This is a genomic window from Georgenia sp. M64, from assembly GCF_038049925.1.
Lineage (GTDB): Bacteria > Actinomycetota > Actinomycetes > Actinomycetales > Actinomycetaceae > Georgenia.
In genome coordinates this window covers 469,552-483,824 of sequence record NZ_CP145809.1, presented here as the reverse complement: position 1 = coordinate 483,824, position 14,273 = coordinate 469,552, and the positions used below count along the sequence as shown (strand labels likewise).

Annotated in this window: 12 protein-coding genes; 9 read left to right on the top strand and 3 right to left on the bottom strand. The window is 73.9% G+C overall.

Features of this window, described 5'->3' with window-relative positions; all coding sequences use genetic code 11:
* The first annotated feature begins 23 nt into the window (after positions 1–23).
* Positions 24–803, top strand: a complete 780-nt coding sequence (locus AAEM63_RS02185) for an exodeoxyribonuclease III (RefSeq protein ID WP_341360081.1) — start codon at positions 24–26, stop codon at positions 801–803.
* A 219-nt stretch (positions 804–1,022) separates the two neighbouring features.
* Here AAEM63_RS02185 and AAEM63_RS02180 read toward each other — a convergent pair whose 3' ends face one another.
* A complete protein-coding gene (locus tag AAEM63_RS02180) occupies positions 1,023–1,832 on the bottom strand; it encodes a serine hydrolase domain-containing protein (RefSeq protein ID WP_341360080.1) in 810 nt (269 codons plus the stop codon).
* A gap of 171 nt (positions 1,833–2,003) precedes the next feature.
* Positions 2,004–4,637: an ATP-dependent chaperone ClpB gene (gene clpB, locus AAEM63_RS02175; protein WP_341360079.1), complete on the bottom strand. Its 2,634-nt coding sequence runs from the start codon at positions 4,635–4,637 to the stop codon at positions 2,004–2,006.
* A 550-nt stretch (positions 4,638–5,187) separates the two neighbouring features.
* Between clpB and AAEM63_RS02170 the strand changes: the two genes are divergently transcribed.
* Positions 5,188–5,370 carry a hypothetical protein gene (locus AAEM63_RS02170; protein WP_341360078.1) on the top strand — a complete coding sequence of 61 codons (183 nt, stop codon included), beginning with the start codon at positions 5,188–5,190 and terminating at the stop codon, positions 5,368–5,370.
* A 243-nt stretch (positions 5,371–5,613) separates the two neighbouring features.
* On the opposite strand, the gene AAEM63_RS02165 is transcribed toward AAEM63_RS02170, so the two are convergent.
* Positions 5,614–7,056, bottom strand: a complete 1,443-nt coding sequence (locus AAEM63_RS02165; RefSeq protein ID WP_341360077.1) for an amidase — start codon at positions 7,054–7,056, stop codon at positions 5,614–5,616.
* 271 nt (positions 7,057–7,327) lie between these two features.
* Here AAEM63_RS02165 and AAEM63_RS02160 point away from each other — a divergent pair, with 271 nt between their 5' ends.
* The 7 genes from AAEM63_RS02160 to AAEM63_RS02130 all read left to right on the top strand — a co-directional run bounded on the left by AAEM63_RS02160 (position 7,328) and on the right by AAEM63_RS02130 (position 14,254).
* Positions 7,328–7,510 (top strand): antitoxin, encoded by a 183-nt coding sequence (locus tag AAEM63_RS02160; protein ID WP_123916589.1) that lies wholly within the window; start codon positions 7,328–7,330, stop codon positions 7,508–7,510.
* 12 nt (positions 7,511–7,522) lie between these two features.
* Positions 7,523–7,912: a hypothetical protein gene (locus AAEM63_RS02155; protein WP_341360076.1), complete on the top strand. Its 390-nt coding sequence runs from the start codon at positions 7,523–7,525 to the stop codon at positions 7,910–7,912.
* Positions 7,913–8,335: 423 nt separating this feature from the next.
* Entirely contained in the window at positions 8,336–9,142 is an 807-nt protein-coding gene (locus AAEM63_RS02150; protein WP_341360075.1) for a CoA transferase subunit A, read from the top strand.
* Positions 9,142–9,795, top strand: coding sequence for a 3-oxoacid CoA-transferase subunit B (locus AAEM63_RS02145; RefSeq protein WP_341360074.1), 654 nt, complete (start codon positions 9,142–9,144; stop codon positions 9,793–9,795). Before AAEM63_RS02150 ends, AAEM63_RS02145 begins: the two co-directional genes overlap by 1 nt.
* Positions 9,792–11,000 carry an acetyl-CoA C-acetyltransferase gene (locus tag AAEM63_RS02140; RefSeq protein WP_341360073.1) on the top strand — a complete coding sequence of 403 codons (1,209 nt, stop codon included), beginning with the start codon at positions 9,792–9,794 and terminating at the stop codon, positions 10,998–11,000. Before AAEM63_RS02145 ends, AAEM63_RS02140 begins: the two co-directional genes overlap by 4 nt.
* A 6-nt stretch (positions 11,001–11,006) precedes the next feature.
* Positions 11,007–12,071 carry an alpha/beta hydrolase gene (locus AAEM63_RS02135; RefSeq protein ID WP_341360072.1) on the top strand — a complete coding sequence of 355 codons (1,065 nt, stop codon included), beginning with the start codon at positions 11,007–11,009 and terminating at the stop codon, positions 12,069–12,071.
* An 89-nt stretch (positions 12,072–12,160) separates the two neighbouring features.
* Positions 12,161–14,254, top strand: a complete 2,094-nt coding sequence (locus AAEM63_RS02130) for a prolyl oligopeptidase family serine peptidase (protein WP_341360071.1) — start codon at positions 12,161–12,163, stop codon at positions 14,252–14,254.
* Positions 14,255–14,273: the final 19 nt, after the last annotated feature.

Below are 14,273 nucleotides of genomic sequence, written 5' to 3'. Positions count from 1 at the left end.
TCGCGTTCGGTAACGTCACCGCCATGCGACTGGCGACGTGGAACGTGAACTCCATCCGCACCCGGGTCGACCGGGTGGTCGCCTTCCTCGAGCGCTCCGGCACCGACGTCCTGGCCCTGCAGGAGACCAAGTGCACGGACGAGCAGTTCCCCCTCCTGCCCTTCGAGGCCGCGGGGTACGAGGTGGTCACGCACGGGCTGAGCCAGTGGAACGGCGTCGCCGTCGTCTCACGCGTGGGCGTCGCCGAGGCCGAGGTCGGGTTCCCGGGGATGCCGACATGGGGCGAGCCGGCGGCGGCCGAGGCGCGCGCGCTGGGGGTCACGTGCGGCGGGGTGCGGGTGTGGAGCCTGTACGTGCCGAACGGACGCACGCTCGGGGACCCGCACTACGTCTACAAGCTCGAGTGGATGACGGCGCTGAGGGAGGCGGCCCGCGAGTGGCTGCGCGCCGACCCGGACGCCCAGATCGCCCTCGTCGGCGACTGGAACATCGCCCCGCGGGACGAGGACGTGTGGGACATGCGGGTCTTCGAGGGCGCGACCCACGTGTCCGAGCCCGAGCGTGAGGCCTTCCGTGCCCTGGAGGACGTCGGGTTCACCGAGGTCACACGCCCCTACGTGGACCAGTACACGTACTGGGACTACAAGCAGCTGCGGTTCCCCCGCAACGAGGGCATGCGGATCGACTTCGTCCACGCCTCGCCGGAGTTGTCGGCGCACGTCGTCGGGGCGCAGATCGACCGCAACGAGCGCAAGGGCAAGGGTGCGAGCGACCACGTGCCCGTCATCGTCGACATCGCTTGAGCGGCCGACCACACGCCGCCCGCGCGGGCCACGTCAGCGGACCGGCGCGACCCGGGTCAGCGGACCGGCGCGACCCCGGTCAGCGGACCGGCGCGACCCGGGTCAGCGGACCGGCGCGACCCGGGTCAGCGGACCGGCGCGACCCCGGTCAGCGGACCGGCGCGACCCGGGGCAGCGGACCGGCGTGAGCCGTCGGGGCCACCGGGTCGGGGTTCGGGCTCAGCGGGCGTGCTCGGCGAGGATGGCGTCGGTGAGCGGCGGCCAGACCGTCAACGCCCAGTCGCCGAACGGGCGCGAGGACAGGAACGCCGTCGCCAGGCCCGCCTCCGGGTCCACCCACAGGAAGGAGCCGGACTGGCCGAAGTGCCCGAACGTCGCGGGCGAGGAGCTCTCGCCGGTCCAGTGCGGGGTCTTGTGGTCGCGGATCTCGAAACCCAGGCCCCAGTCGTTGGTCTTCTGCCGGCCGTAGCCCGGCAGGACGCCGGACAGGCCGGGGAAGACGACGTGGGTCGCCTCGGCGAAGAGCTCCTGGCCCAGCAGGGTGGGGCTGAGCAGCTCACGGCCCAGCCGGGCGAGGTCGTCGGCGGAGCCGGCGGCGCCGTGGGCGGGCGAGCCGTCGATGAGCACGGTGGCCATCCCGAGCGGCTCGAGCACGGTCTGCTCGGCCCAGGTGGTGAAGTCGGTGCCGACGTGCTCGGCGACGTGCTCGGCCAGCAGCTCGATGCCCCGGTTGGAGTAGACCCGCCGCCTCCCCGGCTCCGAGAGCACCGCGCCGTCGTCGAAGGGCACACCAGCCGCGTGCGCGAGCAGGTGCCGGACGGTGGCCCCGGGCGGTCCGGCGGGGTCGTCGAGACCGACCATCCCGCGCTGGATGGCGACGAGCGAGGCCATCGCGCTGACCAGCTTCGTCACCGACGCCCACCGCAGGGGCTCGGTGGTCTCGCCGTGCCGGGCCAGCACCTGCTCGGCGTCGGTCACGACCACGGCGACCGGGTGGTCGAGCTCGTCCAGGACGTCGAAGATCTCCACCCGGCCAGCCTGCCACGAGCGCGCCCGGCGCCGAGACCCAGCGTCGCACCGGCTCCCTGCACCGGCTCCCTGCACCGGCTCCCTGCACCGGCTCGCGACGGCACCCCACGGGAACACAGAAGCTTCCGTCAGGCGGGGCCTGACGGAAGCTTCTGCGGCACGACGCTCGGCTCAGCGGATCGCGGGCGCCACGACGCTCAGGCTGAGGCCGTGCCGCTCGCCCGGGACGAGCTCGCCGTCGTCGGAGCGGTCGACCACGACCGTGTCGCCGTCCTCGACCTCACCGCCGAGCAGCATCCGGGCGAGCTGGTCGCCGATCTCGGTCTGGACGAGGCGGCGCAGCGGTCGCGCACCGTAGGCGGGGTCGTACCCCTCCAGAGCCAGGAACTCCCTCGCACCGTCGGTGACCTCCAGGCGCAGGCGCCGGTCGGCGAGCCGTCGCGCGAGGCGGTCGACCTGCAGGTCCACGATGGACCCGAGCTCGTCGATGCTCAGGGCGTCGAAGAGCACGACGTCGTCGAGCCGGTTGAGGAACTCCGGCTTGAACGCGCCGCGGACCGCGCTCATGACGGCCTGGCGTTTGGTCTCCTCGTCCAGGCTCTGGTCCACGAGGAACTGCGATCCCAGGTTGGAGGTGAGGACGAGGATGGTGTTGCGGAAGTCGACGGTGCGCCCCTGGCCGTCGGTGAGCCGGCCGTCGTCGAGCACCTGCAGGAGGATGTCGAAGACCTCGGGGTGGGCCTTCTCGACCTCGTCCAGGAGCACCACGGAGTACGGGCGCCGGCGGACAGCCTCGGTGAGCTGGCCACCCTCCTCGTAGCCCACGTAGCCGGGAGGGGCACCGACGAGCCGCGCGACGGAGTGCTTCTCGGAGTACTCCGACATGTCGATGCGGATCATGGCGCGCTCGTCGTCGAAGAGGAAGTCCGCGAGGGACTTCGCCAGCTCGGTCTTGCCCACGCCCGTGGGGCCGAGGAAGAGGAAGGAGCCGGTGGGCCGGTCCGGGTCGGCGACCCCGGCCCGCGAGCGCCGCACCGCGTCGGACACCGCGCGCACAGCCTTCTGCTGGCCGATGAGCCGCTGGCCGAGCACGTCCTCCATGCGCAGGAGCTTCTCCGTCTCGCCCTGGAGGAGGCGGCCGACCGGGATACCCGTCCAGGACGCGACCACCTCGGCGACCTCGTCCGCGGAGACCTTGTCCGCGATCATCGGGGCCTGGCGCTGGGCGTCCTCCTGGGCCCGGGCCTCCACGGCCTCGGCCTCGGCGATCTCGGCCTCGACGGCGGGGATCTCGCCGTAGAGGAGGCGGGAGGCCTTCTCGAAGTCGGCCTCGCGCTGCGCACGCTCGGCCTCGGTGCGCAGGGCGTCGAGGCGGGACTTGAGGTCACCGACCCGGTTGTGGCCGGCCTTCTCCTGCTCCCAGCGCGCGGTCAGCGCCGCCAGCTCCTCGGCCCGGTCGGCGAGGTCCGCGCGCAGCTTCTCCAGCCGCTCGGCCGAGGCCTCGTCGTCGGACTCGGAGAGGTAGGCCTCCTCCATCTTCATCCGGTCCACCTGCCGGCGCAGGGCGTCGACCTCCTCGGGGGAGGAGTCCAGCTCCATGCGCAGGCGGGAGGCTGCCTCGTCGACGAGGTCGATGGCCTTGTCGGGGAGCTGCCGGCCGGTGATGTAGCGGTCGGACAGCGTCGCGGCGGCGACGAGCGCGCCGTCGGAGATGGTGACCTGGTGGTGCGCCTCGTACTTCGGGGCGATGCCGCGCAGGATCGCCACGGTGTCCTCCACCGACGGCTCGCCGACGTAGACCTGCTGGAACCGGCGCTCGAGGGCGGGATCCTTCTCGATGCGCTCGCGGTACTCGTCCAGGGTGGTCGCGCCGACCAGGCGGAGCTCACCGCGGGCGAGCATGGGCTTGAGCATGTTGCCCGCGTCCATGGAGCCCTCGGCGGCGCCGGCCCCGACGACGGTGTGCAGCTCGTCGATGAAGGTCACGACCTGCCCCTCGGAGTCCTTGATCTCCTGCAGGACGGCCTTGAGCCGCTCCTCGAACTCACCGCGGTACTTCGCCCCGGCCACCATCGAGGCGAGGTCGAGGGCGATGAGGCGCTTGTCGCGCAGGGACTCGGGCACGTCGCCGTCCACGATGCGCTGGGCGAGGCCCTCGACGACGGCGGTCTTGCCGACGCCGGGCTCGCCGATGAGGACGGGGTTGTTCTTGGTCCGGCGCGAGAGGACCTGGACGACACGGCGGATCTCCGCGTCGCGGCCGATGACGGGGTCGAGCTTGCCCTCACGGGCGGCTGCGGTGAGGTCGTTGCCGTACTTCTCCAGCGCCTTGAAGGTCCCCTCGGGGTCCGGGGAGGTCACGCGGCCCGAGCCCCGCACGCCGGGCAGGGCGGCGAGCAGCGCCTCGCGGGTGACGCCGACCCCCCGGAGGATCTCGCCCGCGGGCGACGTCGAGGCCGCCAGGGCGACGAGGAGGTGCTCGGTCGAGACGTACTCGTCACCCAGCGCCTTCGCCTCGTTGCCGGCGTCGGTGATCATCGTCATCGCGGCGCGCGAGGTCTGGGGCTGCGCGACCGAGGAGCCGGACGCGCCCGGCAGCGTGGCGATCGCGGCGGAGACCCGCTGGGCGATGGCGCGGCGGTCGGCACCGACCCCGTCGAGCAGCGCGACGGCGACCCCGCCGTCCTGCTCGAGCAGCGCCGCGAGGACGTGGACGGGCTCGAGCTGAGGGTTGCCCGCGGCGGACGCGGCCTGGATCGCGGCGGCGAGAGCCTCCTGCGACTTGGTGGTGAGCTTGGTGTCCAAGGGGACCTCCGGTCAGGTGGAACGGTTCTGCAGAGATCAACCTGCGCAAACTTGAGTCTATTCCGCTCAACCTTGCCGCGCACGGGTCGGAGGACCGTCCCGTCCTGAGCCGCCAACACCGCATCCAGGTCACACCACGCGGTGCGCGGCGCGTGGTGTCGGCGCGCGATGTCTCGGCGGGCGATGTCACTGTGTTGCGGCGATCCCGGACCAGAGAACCGCAACAGCGTTCCATCGTCCGCGGACGGAGCGGGATGACGTCGCCGCGGTCGCGGCCGGACCACGCCATCGCCGGCTCTCCGACACAGCGCGCCGTTTCGTCGAGCTGGAAGTTGTTGCTGCGAATCGGGCCACTGGACAACCACAACCCACAGCTCGACGCCGAGCGAGGAGCGAGGAGCGAGGAGCGAGGAGCGGCCCTACGCGTGGAGGCTGGCGGCGGGCCGACGGGTCGAGCCGCCGGACCGCCGGGTGCGCGCGGTGGAGTCGCCGGACGAGCGGTCGAGGCGAGTGCGGGATACGTTCAGCGAATCGACACGAAGGGCGGACCATGAGTACCGAGGACCTCGCCAGCAAGGCCAAGGAGCTGTGGCAGCAGGAGAAGGCGCACGCGCACGCCGCCGAGGAGGACGCCCAGCGGACCGAGGAGAGTGTGCGGCACGCCGAGGGCCGCCCCGAGGGGTCCCAGCACGTCGAGGGCGCCACCGACCTGCAGGGCACCGCGACCGCCTGACCGGGCGCACCGCGCACCAGACGAGGCGCCTCACGCACCGACGTGGCGCACCGCGCACCAGACGGGCCTCAGGCACCAGCTGACCGGGCGCTCTCAGCACCAGCCGACAGGGCGCACACCGCCACCAGCTGACCGGGTTCCGCTGACTGGCGCACCGCAACCGCGTGACCTCGTGACAACCAGCCACGACCGCACCGCGGCCCGCCATTCGCACCCACCGTGGACACGCTGCGGGCAAGGTCCTCAGTCGCGCGGGTACCCCGGCGCGAAGTGCGGCCACGGGTCGGCAGCCTCGAGCTGCGCCGCGAGCCCGAGCAGGACCTCCTCCCGTCCCAGCCGTGCGCCGAGCATGACACCGAATGGCAGCTCGACGCCGTCGACCTCCTCGCGGTGCAGCGGGAGGGATATGGCCGGCGCACCGACGATGTTCCAGGGCGACGTCCACGGGGTGAACGCCTTCTGGGCCTGGAAGTCGCGCGCAGGATCGGCGTCGTCGCGCATCGCCCCGACGGCAACCGGCGGCTGGGCGAGGGTCGGGGACAGGACGACGTCGAACGCCGACCAGGCCAGCGCCGTCTGCCGCGCGAGCCGCTGCAGCCCCGATACGGCGTCCGCGTGGTCCAGCGCCGTGAACGAACGGCCGATCTCGCGCATCCAGCGGGTGAGCGGGACGAGAAGCTCCTCGCGCTCCCGCGGCACCGGGGCCTGGAGCACCCCCACGGACCAGAGCGGCATGAACGCGTCCCACTGCTCGGGGGCGAACGGCACGGGCGCCTCGGCGACATGGTGTCCCAGCCCCTCGAGGAGGCGGACGGCCCGCTCGACGGCGGCGCGGGCGCCGGCGTGCACGGGTGCGTCGGCGACCACGACTGGGTCGAGGAGCACACCGATGCGCAGCCCCTGCGGTTTGCTGCGAGCCGCCTCGAGGAAGGAGTTACGCGGTCCGGGCACGACGTAGTGGTCGCCCGGCCAGGGCTGGGCCAGGACGTCGAGGAAGGCTGCGGCGTCGGCCACCGTGCGGGTGAGCACCCCGTCGGTGGCCAGGCCCGATCCGGCCACCCCGTGAGGCCCGTGCGAGACGCGACCGCGGGAGGGCTTGAGACCCACCAGCCCGCACGCGGCCGCAGGGATGCGTAGCGACCCGCCACCGTCGCTGCCGTGGGCGGCGGGCACGATGCCGGCGGCGACGGCGGCCGCCGCACCGCCGCTCGAACCACCCGCCGTGCGGCTCAGGTCCCACGGTGTGCGCGCCGGGGGCGCCACGTCGGGCTCGGTGTAGGGCGGCAGGCCGAGCTCGGGCGTCGTCGTCTTGCCGACCATGAACGTCCCGGCCGCCCGCAGCAACGTGACGACGCCGTCGTCGACGGGGGCGACGAAGCCGGCGAGCGCTGCGGACCCCGCCTCGAACGGGAGGCCGGCCACCATCGTGAGGTCCTTCACCGGCACGGGCACGCCGAGGAACGGCGGGAGACCGTCGCCCGCGCCCCCGACGGCGGCGAGCTGCTCCTCGGCCTCCACGGCCTGGGCGTAAGCACGCTCCTCGGCGAGGTGCACGAAGGCACCGACCTGCGGGCCCAGGCGGCGGGCCCGGTCGAGCGTGTGCCGGACCACCTCGTGCGGGGAAGCCTCGCCGCGGCGCACGGCTGCCGCCAGGTCGAGCGCGCTGAGCTCGTGGAGGTTCGTCATGCCCGTCACGCTAGACCCGAACGGGCGAGGGTCGCCCGAGCCGGCGGCCCCGGCGGGGGCACGAGCCGGCGCGACCCGGCGGGGGAAGAGCCAGCCGTCCGCGGTGAGGGCAGGCATGAGCCGACGGACCCCGGCGAGGGCAGGGCCGGAACCGCAGGTCCCGGCGATGACGGGGTCGTGCCGGGCCAGCAGTTGCGGGCGTGGATCGGTGGGGACATGCTCGCAGCAGCCGCTCCGACCGGGACGGCAACGACCTCCAGGGAGGGACCCCATGGGTATCGGTGACCTCGGCGGCAAGGCCAAGGACTTCCTCGACAGCGACAAGGGCGAGCAGCACAGCGACGACGCCCTGGAGAAGGGATCCGACTTCATCGGCGAGCGGACCGGTGGCAAGTACGACGAGCACCTCGACAAGGGCGTCGACACCGCTGACAAGCGCATCGGCGACGAGTAGGCGGAGGCCCCCATGACCCACCACGAGCACGACGCGACGCACGACAGCCACGGCCACCACGGGTCGCACGAGACCCACGCCCACTCCGAGCACCGCGCCGACGCGGTGACGCCGGGCACCACCGGGCTGCCCGACCGGGACAACGACGACCGCTTCGACGAGGGGCAGGCGGCCACGGCGCCGCTCGAGGGCGAGCTGCCCGAGGAGCGCTTCGACGAGGGCCAGGCCGTCACCTCCGACGTCGAGGCCGAGCTGCCCGAGGCCAGGTTCGACGAGGGCCAGGCGGTGACCTCCGACGTCGAGGCTGAGCTGCCCGAGGGTCGCTTCGACGAGGGGCAGGGCAGCACCTACGGCGAGCCGGACGTCGGCTTCGGCGAGGGCGGCGAGCGCACCGGGCTGTGAGCTCCGCAGATCTCCACACCCTGGAGGCGTGACCGCAGACAGCGCGAGGAGAACAAGCATCGAGGGCCGGTCCACCGTGGACCGGCCCTCGTCGCGCCCCGTGGTGGTGCGGGGCGACCACGGGCGCGCCCGTCGCCCGGGCCTCGTTCTTGCCGCCCATCGACGCGCCCAACGCCCGGCCCGTTCCTTCGCGCCCGCGGGACCTCCTCGACGGCGACCCGCTGTCGGCGCCCGAACGTCCGGACACCCGTCGACGCCGGCACTCCGAACCCCCTCTCGGCGTTGGTCCGGCTGTGGGCCGTCCGGCTGCCGCCCCCGCACCACCGACGTGCCCGGCGCCGACCACTGGACGATCATCATGGGCAGGGCCGGGGCCGGCGCCGTGGCGCAGCACGTCTCCCACCAGCTGGAAGGAGCTCGACGATGAGCAGGACGACCCCCGCGCCCCCGCGCGGCCTGGACAAGGTGGTGGCCTCGGCCGCGGAGGCGGTGGCCGACATCGGCGACGGCGCCTCGCTGGCGGTCGGCGGCTTCGGGCTCTCGGGCAACCCGGTGGCGCTCATCGAGGCCCTGCTCGCCCAGGGCGCGTCCGGCCTGCGGGTGGTCTCGAACAACTGCGGCGTGGACGACTGGGGCCTGGGCGTTCTGCTGCGGGCGGGCCGCCTGGCCCGCATGACGGCGTCCTACGTGGGCGAGAACAAGGAGTTCGAGCGCCAGTTCCTCTCCGGCGAGCTCGAGGTCGAGCTCGTCCCACAGGGCACGCTCGCCGAGCGGCTCCGCGCCGGCGGGGCCGGCATCGCGGCCTTCTTCACCCCCACCGGGGTCGGCACCCAGGTGGCCGAGGGCGGGCTGCCCCGCCGCTACGACGGCGCCGGGGCGGTGGCGGTGGCGTCCGAGGCCAAAGAGGTGCGGACCTTCACCGTCGGCGGCGCTGCGCGCGACTACGTGCTCGAGGAGGCGATCACCACCGACTTCGCCCTCGTCCACGCCGCCGTCGGGGACCGGCACGGCAACCTCGTGTTCAACAAGGCGGCCCGGAACTTCAACCCGCTGGCGGCGACGGCGGCCCGGGTGTGCGTCGCCCAGGTGGAGCAGCTCGTCGAGCCCGGCGACCTCGACCCCGACCGCGTGCACCTGCCCGGGATCTACGTCCACCGGGTGGTCGAGGTCGGCCCCGGGATCGAGAAGCGGATCGAGAAGCGCACCGTGCGCGAGGGAGGGGCGAGCTGATGGCGCTGACGAGGCAGGAGATGGCCGCCCGGGCGGCGGCGGAGCTGACCGACGGGGCCTACGTCAACCTCGGCATCGGGCTGCCCACCCTGGTGCCCAACTACGTCCCCGCCGGGCGTCAGGTGGTGCTGCAGTCGGAGAACGGCATCCTCGGCGTGGGGCCGTACCCGCTCGAGGCGGACGTGGACCCGGACCTCATCAACGCGGGCAAGGAGACCGTGACGACCCTGCCCGGGGCGGCGTTCTTCGACTCGGCCACGTCCTTCGGGATGATCCGCGGCGGCAAGATCGACGTCGCGATCCTCGGCGGGATGCAGGTCTCCGCCGGCGGGGACCTGGCGAACTGGATGATCCCGGGGAAGATGGTCAAGGGCCCGGGCGGGGCGATGGACCTCGTCCACGGCGCGGGGAGGGTCATCGTGCTCATGGAGCACAACGCCAGGAACGGCGATGCGAAGATCGTCCGGCGCTGCACCCTGCCGCTGACCGGCCGGGGCGTGGTCGACCGCATCATCACCGACCTCGCCGTCATCGACGTCTCCCCCACCGGTCTCGTCCTCGTCGAGGTCGCGCCCGGCGTCAGCGCCGACGACGTGGCCGCCCGCACCGATGCCCCTCTCACCGTCCCGGACACCCTGGAGGTCCTCGCATGAGCACCGCTGCGACGTCACCCACCGACGACCTCGACGTCGTCGTCGTCGGGGCCGCCCGCACCCCGCAGGGACGCCTGAACGGCGCCCTGGCCCCGGTGGCGGCCACCGAGCTCGGCTCGGTCGCCATCGCCGGGGCCCTCACCCGGGGCGGCGTCCCGCCCGAGTCGGTCGAGGCCGTCATCCTGGGCCAGGTCCTCCAGGCGGGGGTCGGGCAGAACCCCGCCCGCCAGGCCGCGATCGGGGCGGGCGTGCCCTGGTCGGCGCACACGACCACGGTCAACAAGGTCTGCCTGTCGGGGCTCACCGCCGTCATCGACGCGGCCCGGCTCATCCGCTCGGGCGAGGCCGGCGTCGTCGTGGCCGGAGGCATGGAGTCCATGACCCGCGCCCCGCACCTACTCCTGGGCTCGCGCACGGGCTGGACCTACGGCGACGTCACCGCGGTGGACCACATGGCCCACGACGGGCTCACCGACGCGTTCGAGTCGTGCTCGATGGGCCTGGCGACCGACGACCGGAACGCCTCCGCCTACCCCGTCACGCGGGAGGACCAGGACGCCGTCGCGGCCGCCTCCCACCAGCGGGCGGCCCGGGCGTGGGACGAGGGCGTCTTCGACGGCGAGGTCGTCCCCGTCACGGTGACCGGCCGCAAGGGCGAGACCGTGGTCGAGCGGGACGAGGGCATCCGGCCCGACACGACCACCGAGACCCTGGCCCGGCTCCGCCCGGCGTTCAGCCCCACCGGGTCGATCACGGCCGGGAACGCGTCGCAGATCTCCGACGGCGCCGCCGCGCTGGTCCTGACCACCCGGGGCCGCGCCCGGGAGCAGGGCTGGACCGTGCTGGCCACCCTGCGCGCCGCCGGTCAGGTCGCCGGCCCTGACACCTCCCTGCACGCCCAGCCCGCCCGAGCCCTGGACCGCGCGCTCGAGCGGCAGGGCTGGACGGTCGCCGACCTCGACCTCGTGGAGATCAACGAGGCGTTCGCGGCCGTCGTCGTGCACTCCACGCGCGAGCTCGGCGCCGACCCGGCGCGCGTCAACCCCCACGGCGGCGGGATCTCGCTGGGGCACCCCATCGGCGCCTCCGGCGCCCGCCTGCTCGTCCACGCCGTCCACCAGGTCCACCGCAGCGGCCACGCCCGCGCCGGTGTCGCGCTGTGCGGCGGCGGCGGCCAGGGCGAGGCCCTGCTGCTCGAGAGCTGAGCCACCATGGGGATCAGCGAGCGCGACGTCACCACGCCACGTGGGCGGGTCCACGTGCGTGAGACCGCGCCGTCCGGCGCGGGGCCGGCGGACCCGGCCCGGACGGACGGCGCGGGGACGGTCGTGCTCGTGCACGGCAACTGCTCGTCCTCGGCGTTCTTCCACCACCTGCTCGGCCGGCTGCCGGCCGGGTGGCGCGGCCTGGCGCCGGACCTGCGCGGCTTCGGCGACTCCGAGCCCCTGCCGGTGGACGCCACCCGGGGCATGCGGGACTTCTCCGACGACCTCGCCGCCCTTCTCGACACGCTCGGGATCACCCGGGCGGCGTTCGTCGCGCGCTCCGCCGGCGCCGGTGCGGTCATGCAGCTGGCGATCGACCGGCCGGACCTCGTCGGGCCGGTCCTGCTCGAGGCGCCGATGTCGCCGTACGGCTTCGGCGGCACCGCCGGGCCGGAGGGCCGCCCGTGCTGGCCCGACTTCGCCGGGTCGGGCGGCGGGACCGCCAACCCCGAGTTCGTGGCCGCGCTCGCCGCGGGCGCGCGCGGCGCCGCGCGAGCCTCGTCGCCGCTGTCGGTGTTCCGGTCGCTCTACGTCGTACCGGGCACGGCGCTCGAGGACGAGGACCTCCTCCTGGACTCGGTCCTGTCCACCCGCACCGGCGAGCACCACTACCCCGGCCCGGCGGTGCCCAGCGAGAACTGGCCCGGCACGGGTCCGGGGACCACGGGGATGAACAACGCCCTCTCACCGCGGTACTTCGACGTCAGCGCCTTCGCCGACGTCGTGGGCGTCGGCCCGGTGACGTGGGTGCGCGGGGACGCCGACGCGATCGTCTCCGACACCTCGCTGCTGGACATCGGCCACCTCGGCGCGACGGGCGCCGTCCCGGGCTGGCCCGGCGAGGAGACCTACCCCGCCCAGCCGATGGTCGCCCAGATGCGCGCCGTCCTCGACCGGTACGCGGCGGCCGGCGGCGCCTACGAGGAGATCGTCCTGCCCGGCGTGGGGCACAGCCCCCACCTGGAGGACCCCGACCGGTTCACCGAGATCCTCGCGCGGGTCGTCGCCTGAGCCGGCGTACAGGGAACACGTCCGCGCAGCCGAGCCGTGCGTGGGGCTACCGACGGTTGCCGGGTCCTTCCGTGTGATGGGATGACGCCATGACGCCGACCACCCCCGCCGCGCCCGCGCCCGCCGACCTCGACGACCGCCACGCCTGGCTCGAGGACGTCGAGGGGGCGGCACCGCTGGACTGGGTGCGCGACCGGAACGCCGAGGCCGTGGCGGCGCTGACGACGCCCCGGTTCGAGGACCTTCGCGCCGGGACCCTCGAGGTGCTCGACTCGACGGAGAAGATCCCCGCCGTCGTCCAGCGCGGGGACCACCTGTACAACTTCTGGACCGACGCCGAGCACCCCCGCGGCCTGTGGCGGCGCACCACCTGGGAGTCCTACCGGACCGCCGAGCCCGAGTGGGAGGTGCTCCTCGACGTCGACGCCCTCGGCGCCGAGGAGGGCGTGAGCTGGGTCTGGCACGGCTCCCGCGTCCTGCGGCCCTCCTTCGACCGGGCCCTGGTCCACCTCTCCCGCGGCGGCGCCGACGCCGACGTCACCCGCGAGCTCGACCTCACCACCGGGACCTGGGTCGAGGACGGGTTCTCGCGCGAGGAGTCCAAGGGCGGCATGGCGTGGGCGGACACCACCGGCGACGTCGTGTTCGTCTACACCGACGTCGGCGAGGGCTCGATGACGGCCTCGGGCTACCCGCGCACCGTGCGTCGCTGGCGCCGCGGCACCCCGCTCGCGGACGCGCCGGAGATCTTCGCCGGACGGGACACCGACCTCTCGGTGGGCGCGGGCCACGACTTCACACCCGGGTTCGAGCGCGACGTGGTCGTGCGCTCGATCGCCTTCTACGAGTCCGAGACCTACCTGCTCGGCCCGGACGGCGCCCTCGAGCTCCTCGACGTCCCCCGCTCCAGCGAGCCGGGCGTCCAGCGCGACTGGCTCACCGTCGAGCTCCGCGACGACTGGGAGGTGGGCGGGCACCGCTACCCGGCGGGCTCGCTCCTCGCCGCGCGGCTGAGCGACTTCCTCGCCGGGAGCCGTGACCTCGAGGTGCTCTACACCCCGACCCCGACGACGTCCCTCGCCGGGGACACCTGGACCCGGCACCACCTCGTGCTCAACATCCTCGACGACGTCACCAACCGTCTGGAGGTCCTCACCCCGCCCGACTCGGGCACGGGCCCCTGGCGCCGTCGGCCGCTGGACCTCGCCGGCACCGCCGCACCCGCCCTGGCGACCGTGGCCGTGGGCGCCGTAGACGCCGACACCGAGGACGCGCTGTGGCTGACCACCACCGGCTTCGTCACCCCGACCACCCTGTCCCGGCTGGACCTCGACGCCGACGGCGCGACCCTCGCCGTCGAGCCGCTCAAGTCCATGCCCGCCTTCTTCGACGCCACGGGCCTGGACGTCGAGCAGCACTTCGCCACCTCCGACGACGGCACTCGGGTGCCGTACTTCCAGGTCTCGCGCGAGCCGGTCGGGGACGCCCCCCGGCCGACCCTCCTCACCGGGTACGGCGGCTTCGAGATCTCCCGGCTGCCGGGCTACTCCGGCGGGGTGGGCCGCGCCTGGCTCGAGCGCGGCGGTGTCTACGTCGTCGCGAACATCCGCGGCGGCGGGGAGTACGGGCCGGCGTGGCACCAGGCGGCCCTGCGGGAGAACCGGCACCGGGCCTACGAGGACTTCGCCGCGGTCGCGCGCGACCTCCTCGCGCGCGGCGTGACGGACAGCGCGCACCTGGGCGCCCAGGGCGGGTCGAACGGCGGCCTGCTCATGGGCAACATGATCACCACCTACCCCGAGCTCTTCGGCGCGGTCGTGTGCCAGGTCCCGCTGCTGGACATGAAGCGGTACTCCCACCTCCTCGCCGGCGCCTCGTGGATGGCCGAGTACGGCGACCCCGACGACCCGGAGCAGTGGGAGTTCATCCGCACCTTCTCCGCGTACCACCTCTTCGACCCCGCGGCGCCCTGCCCGCCGGTGCTGTTCACGACCTCGACGCGGGACGACCGGGTCCACCCCGGCCACGCCCGGAAGATGGCGGCGAAGATGCTCGAGGCCGGGAAGGACGTCACGTACTACGAGAACGTCGAGGGCGGGCACGGCGGCGCCGCGACGAACGCGCAGGCAGCGTTCATGCAGGCGCTGGCCTTCGAGTTCCTCTGGCAGCGCCTGGCCGGCTGAGCGGACGGTCCCCGCGGCG

Bases quoted from the DNA above. Each gene is read 5' to 3' on its own strand.
- AAEM63_RS02160 (WP_123916589.1), top strand. From the start codon at position 7,328: ATGGGTATCGGTGACCTCGGCGGCAAGGCCAAGGACTTCCTCGACAGC.
- AAEM63_RS02130 (WP_341360071.1), top strand. From the start codon at position 12,161: ATGACGCCGACCACCCCCGCCGCGCCCGCGCCCGCCGACCTCGACGAC.
- AAEM63_RS02145 (WP_341360074.1), top strand. From the start codon at position 9,142: ATGGCGCTGACGAGGCAGGAGATGGCCGCCCGGGCGGCGGCGGAGCTG.
- AAEM63_RS02165 (WP_341360077.1), bottom strand. From the start codon at position 7,056: ATGACGAACCTCCACGAGCTCAGCGCGCTCGACCTGGCGGCAGCCGTG.
- AAEM63_RS02140 (WP_341360073.1), top strand. From the start codon at position 9,792: ATGAGCACCGCTGCGACGTCACCCACCGACGACCTCGACGTCGTCGTC.
- AAEM63_RS02135 (WP_341360072.1), top strand. From the start codon at position 11,007: ATGGGGATCAGCGAGCGCGACGTCACCACGCCACGTGGGCGGGTCCAC.
- AAEM63_RS02150 (WP_341360075.1), top strand. From the start codon at position 8,336: ATGAGCAGGACGACCCCCGCGCCCCCGCGCGGCCTGGACAAGGTGGTG.
- AAEM63_RS02185 (WP_341360081.1), top strand. From the start codon at position 24: ATGCGACTGGCGACGTGGAACGTGAACTCCATCCGCACCCGGGTCGAC.
- AAEM63_RS02170 (WP_341360078.1), top strand. From the start codon at position 5,188: ATGAGTACCGAGGACCTCGCCAGCAAGGCCAAGGAGCTGTGGCAGCAG.
- AAEM63_RS02155 (WP_341360076.1), top strand. From the start codon at position 7,523: ATGACCCACCACGAGCACGACGCGACGCACGACAGCCACGGCCACCAC.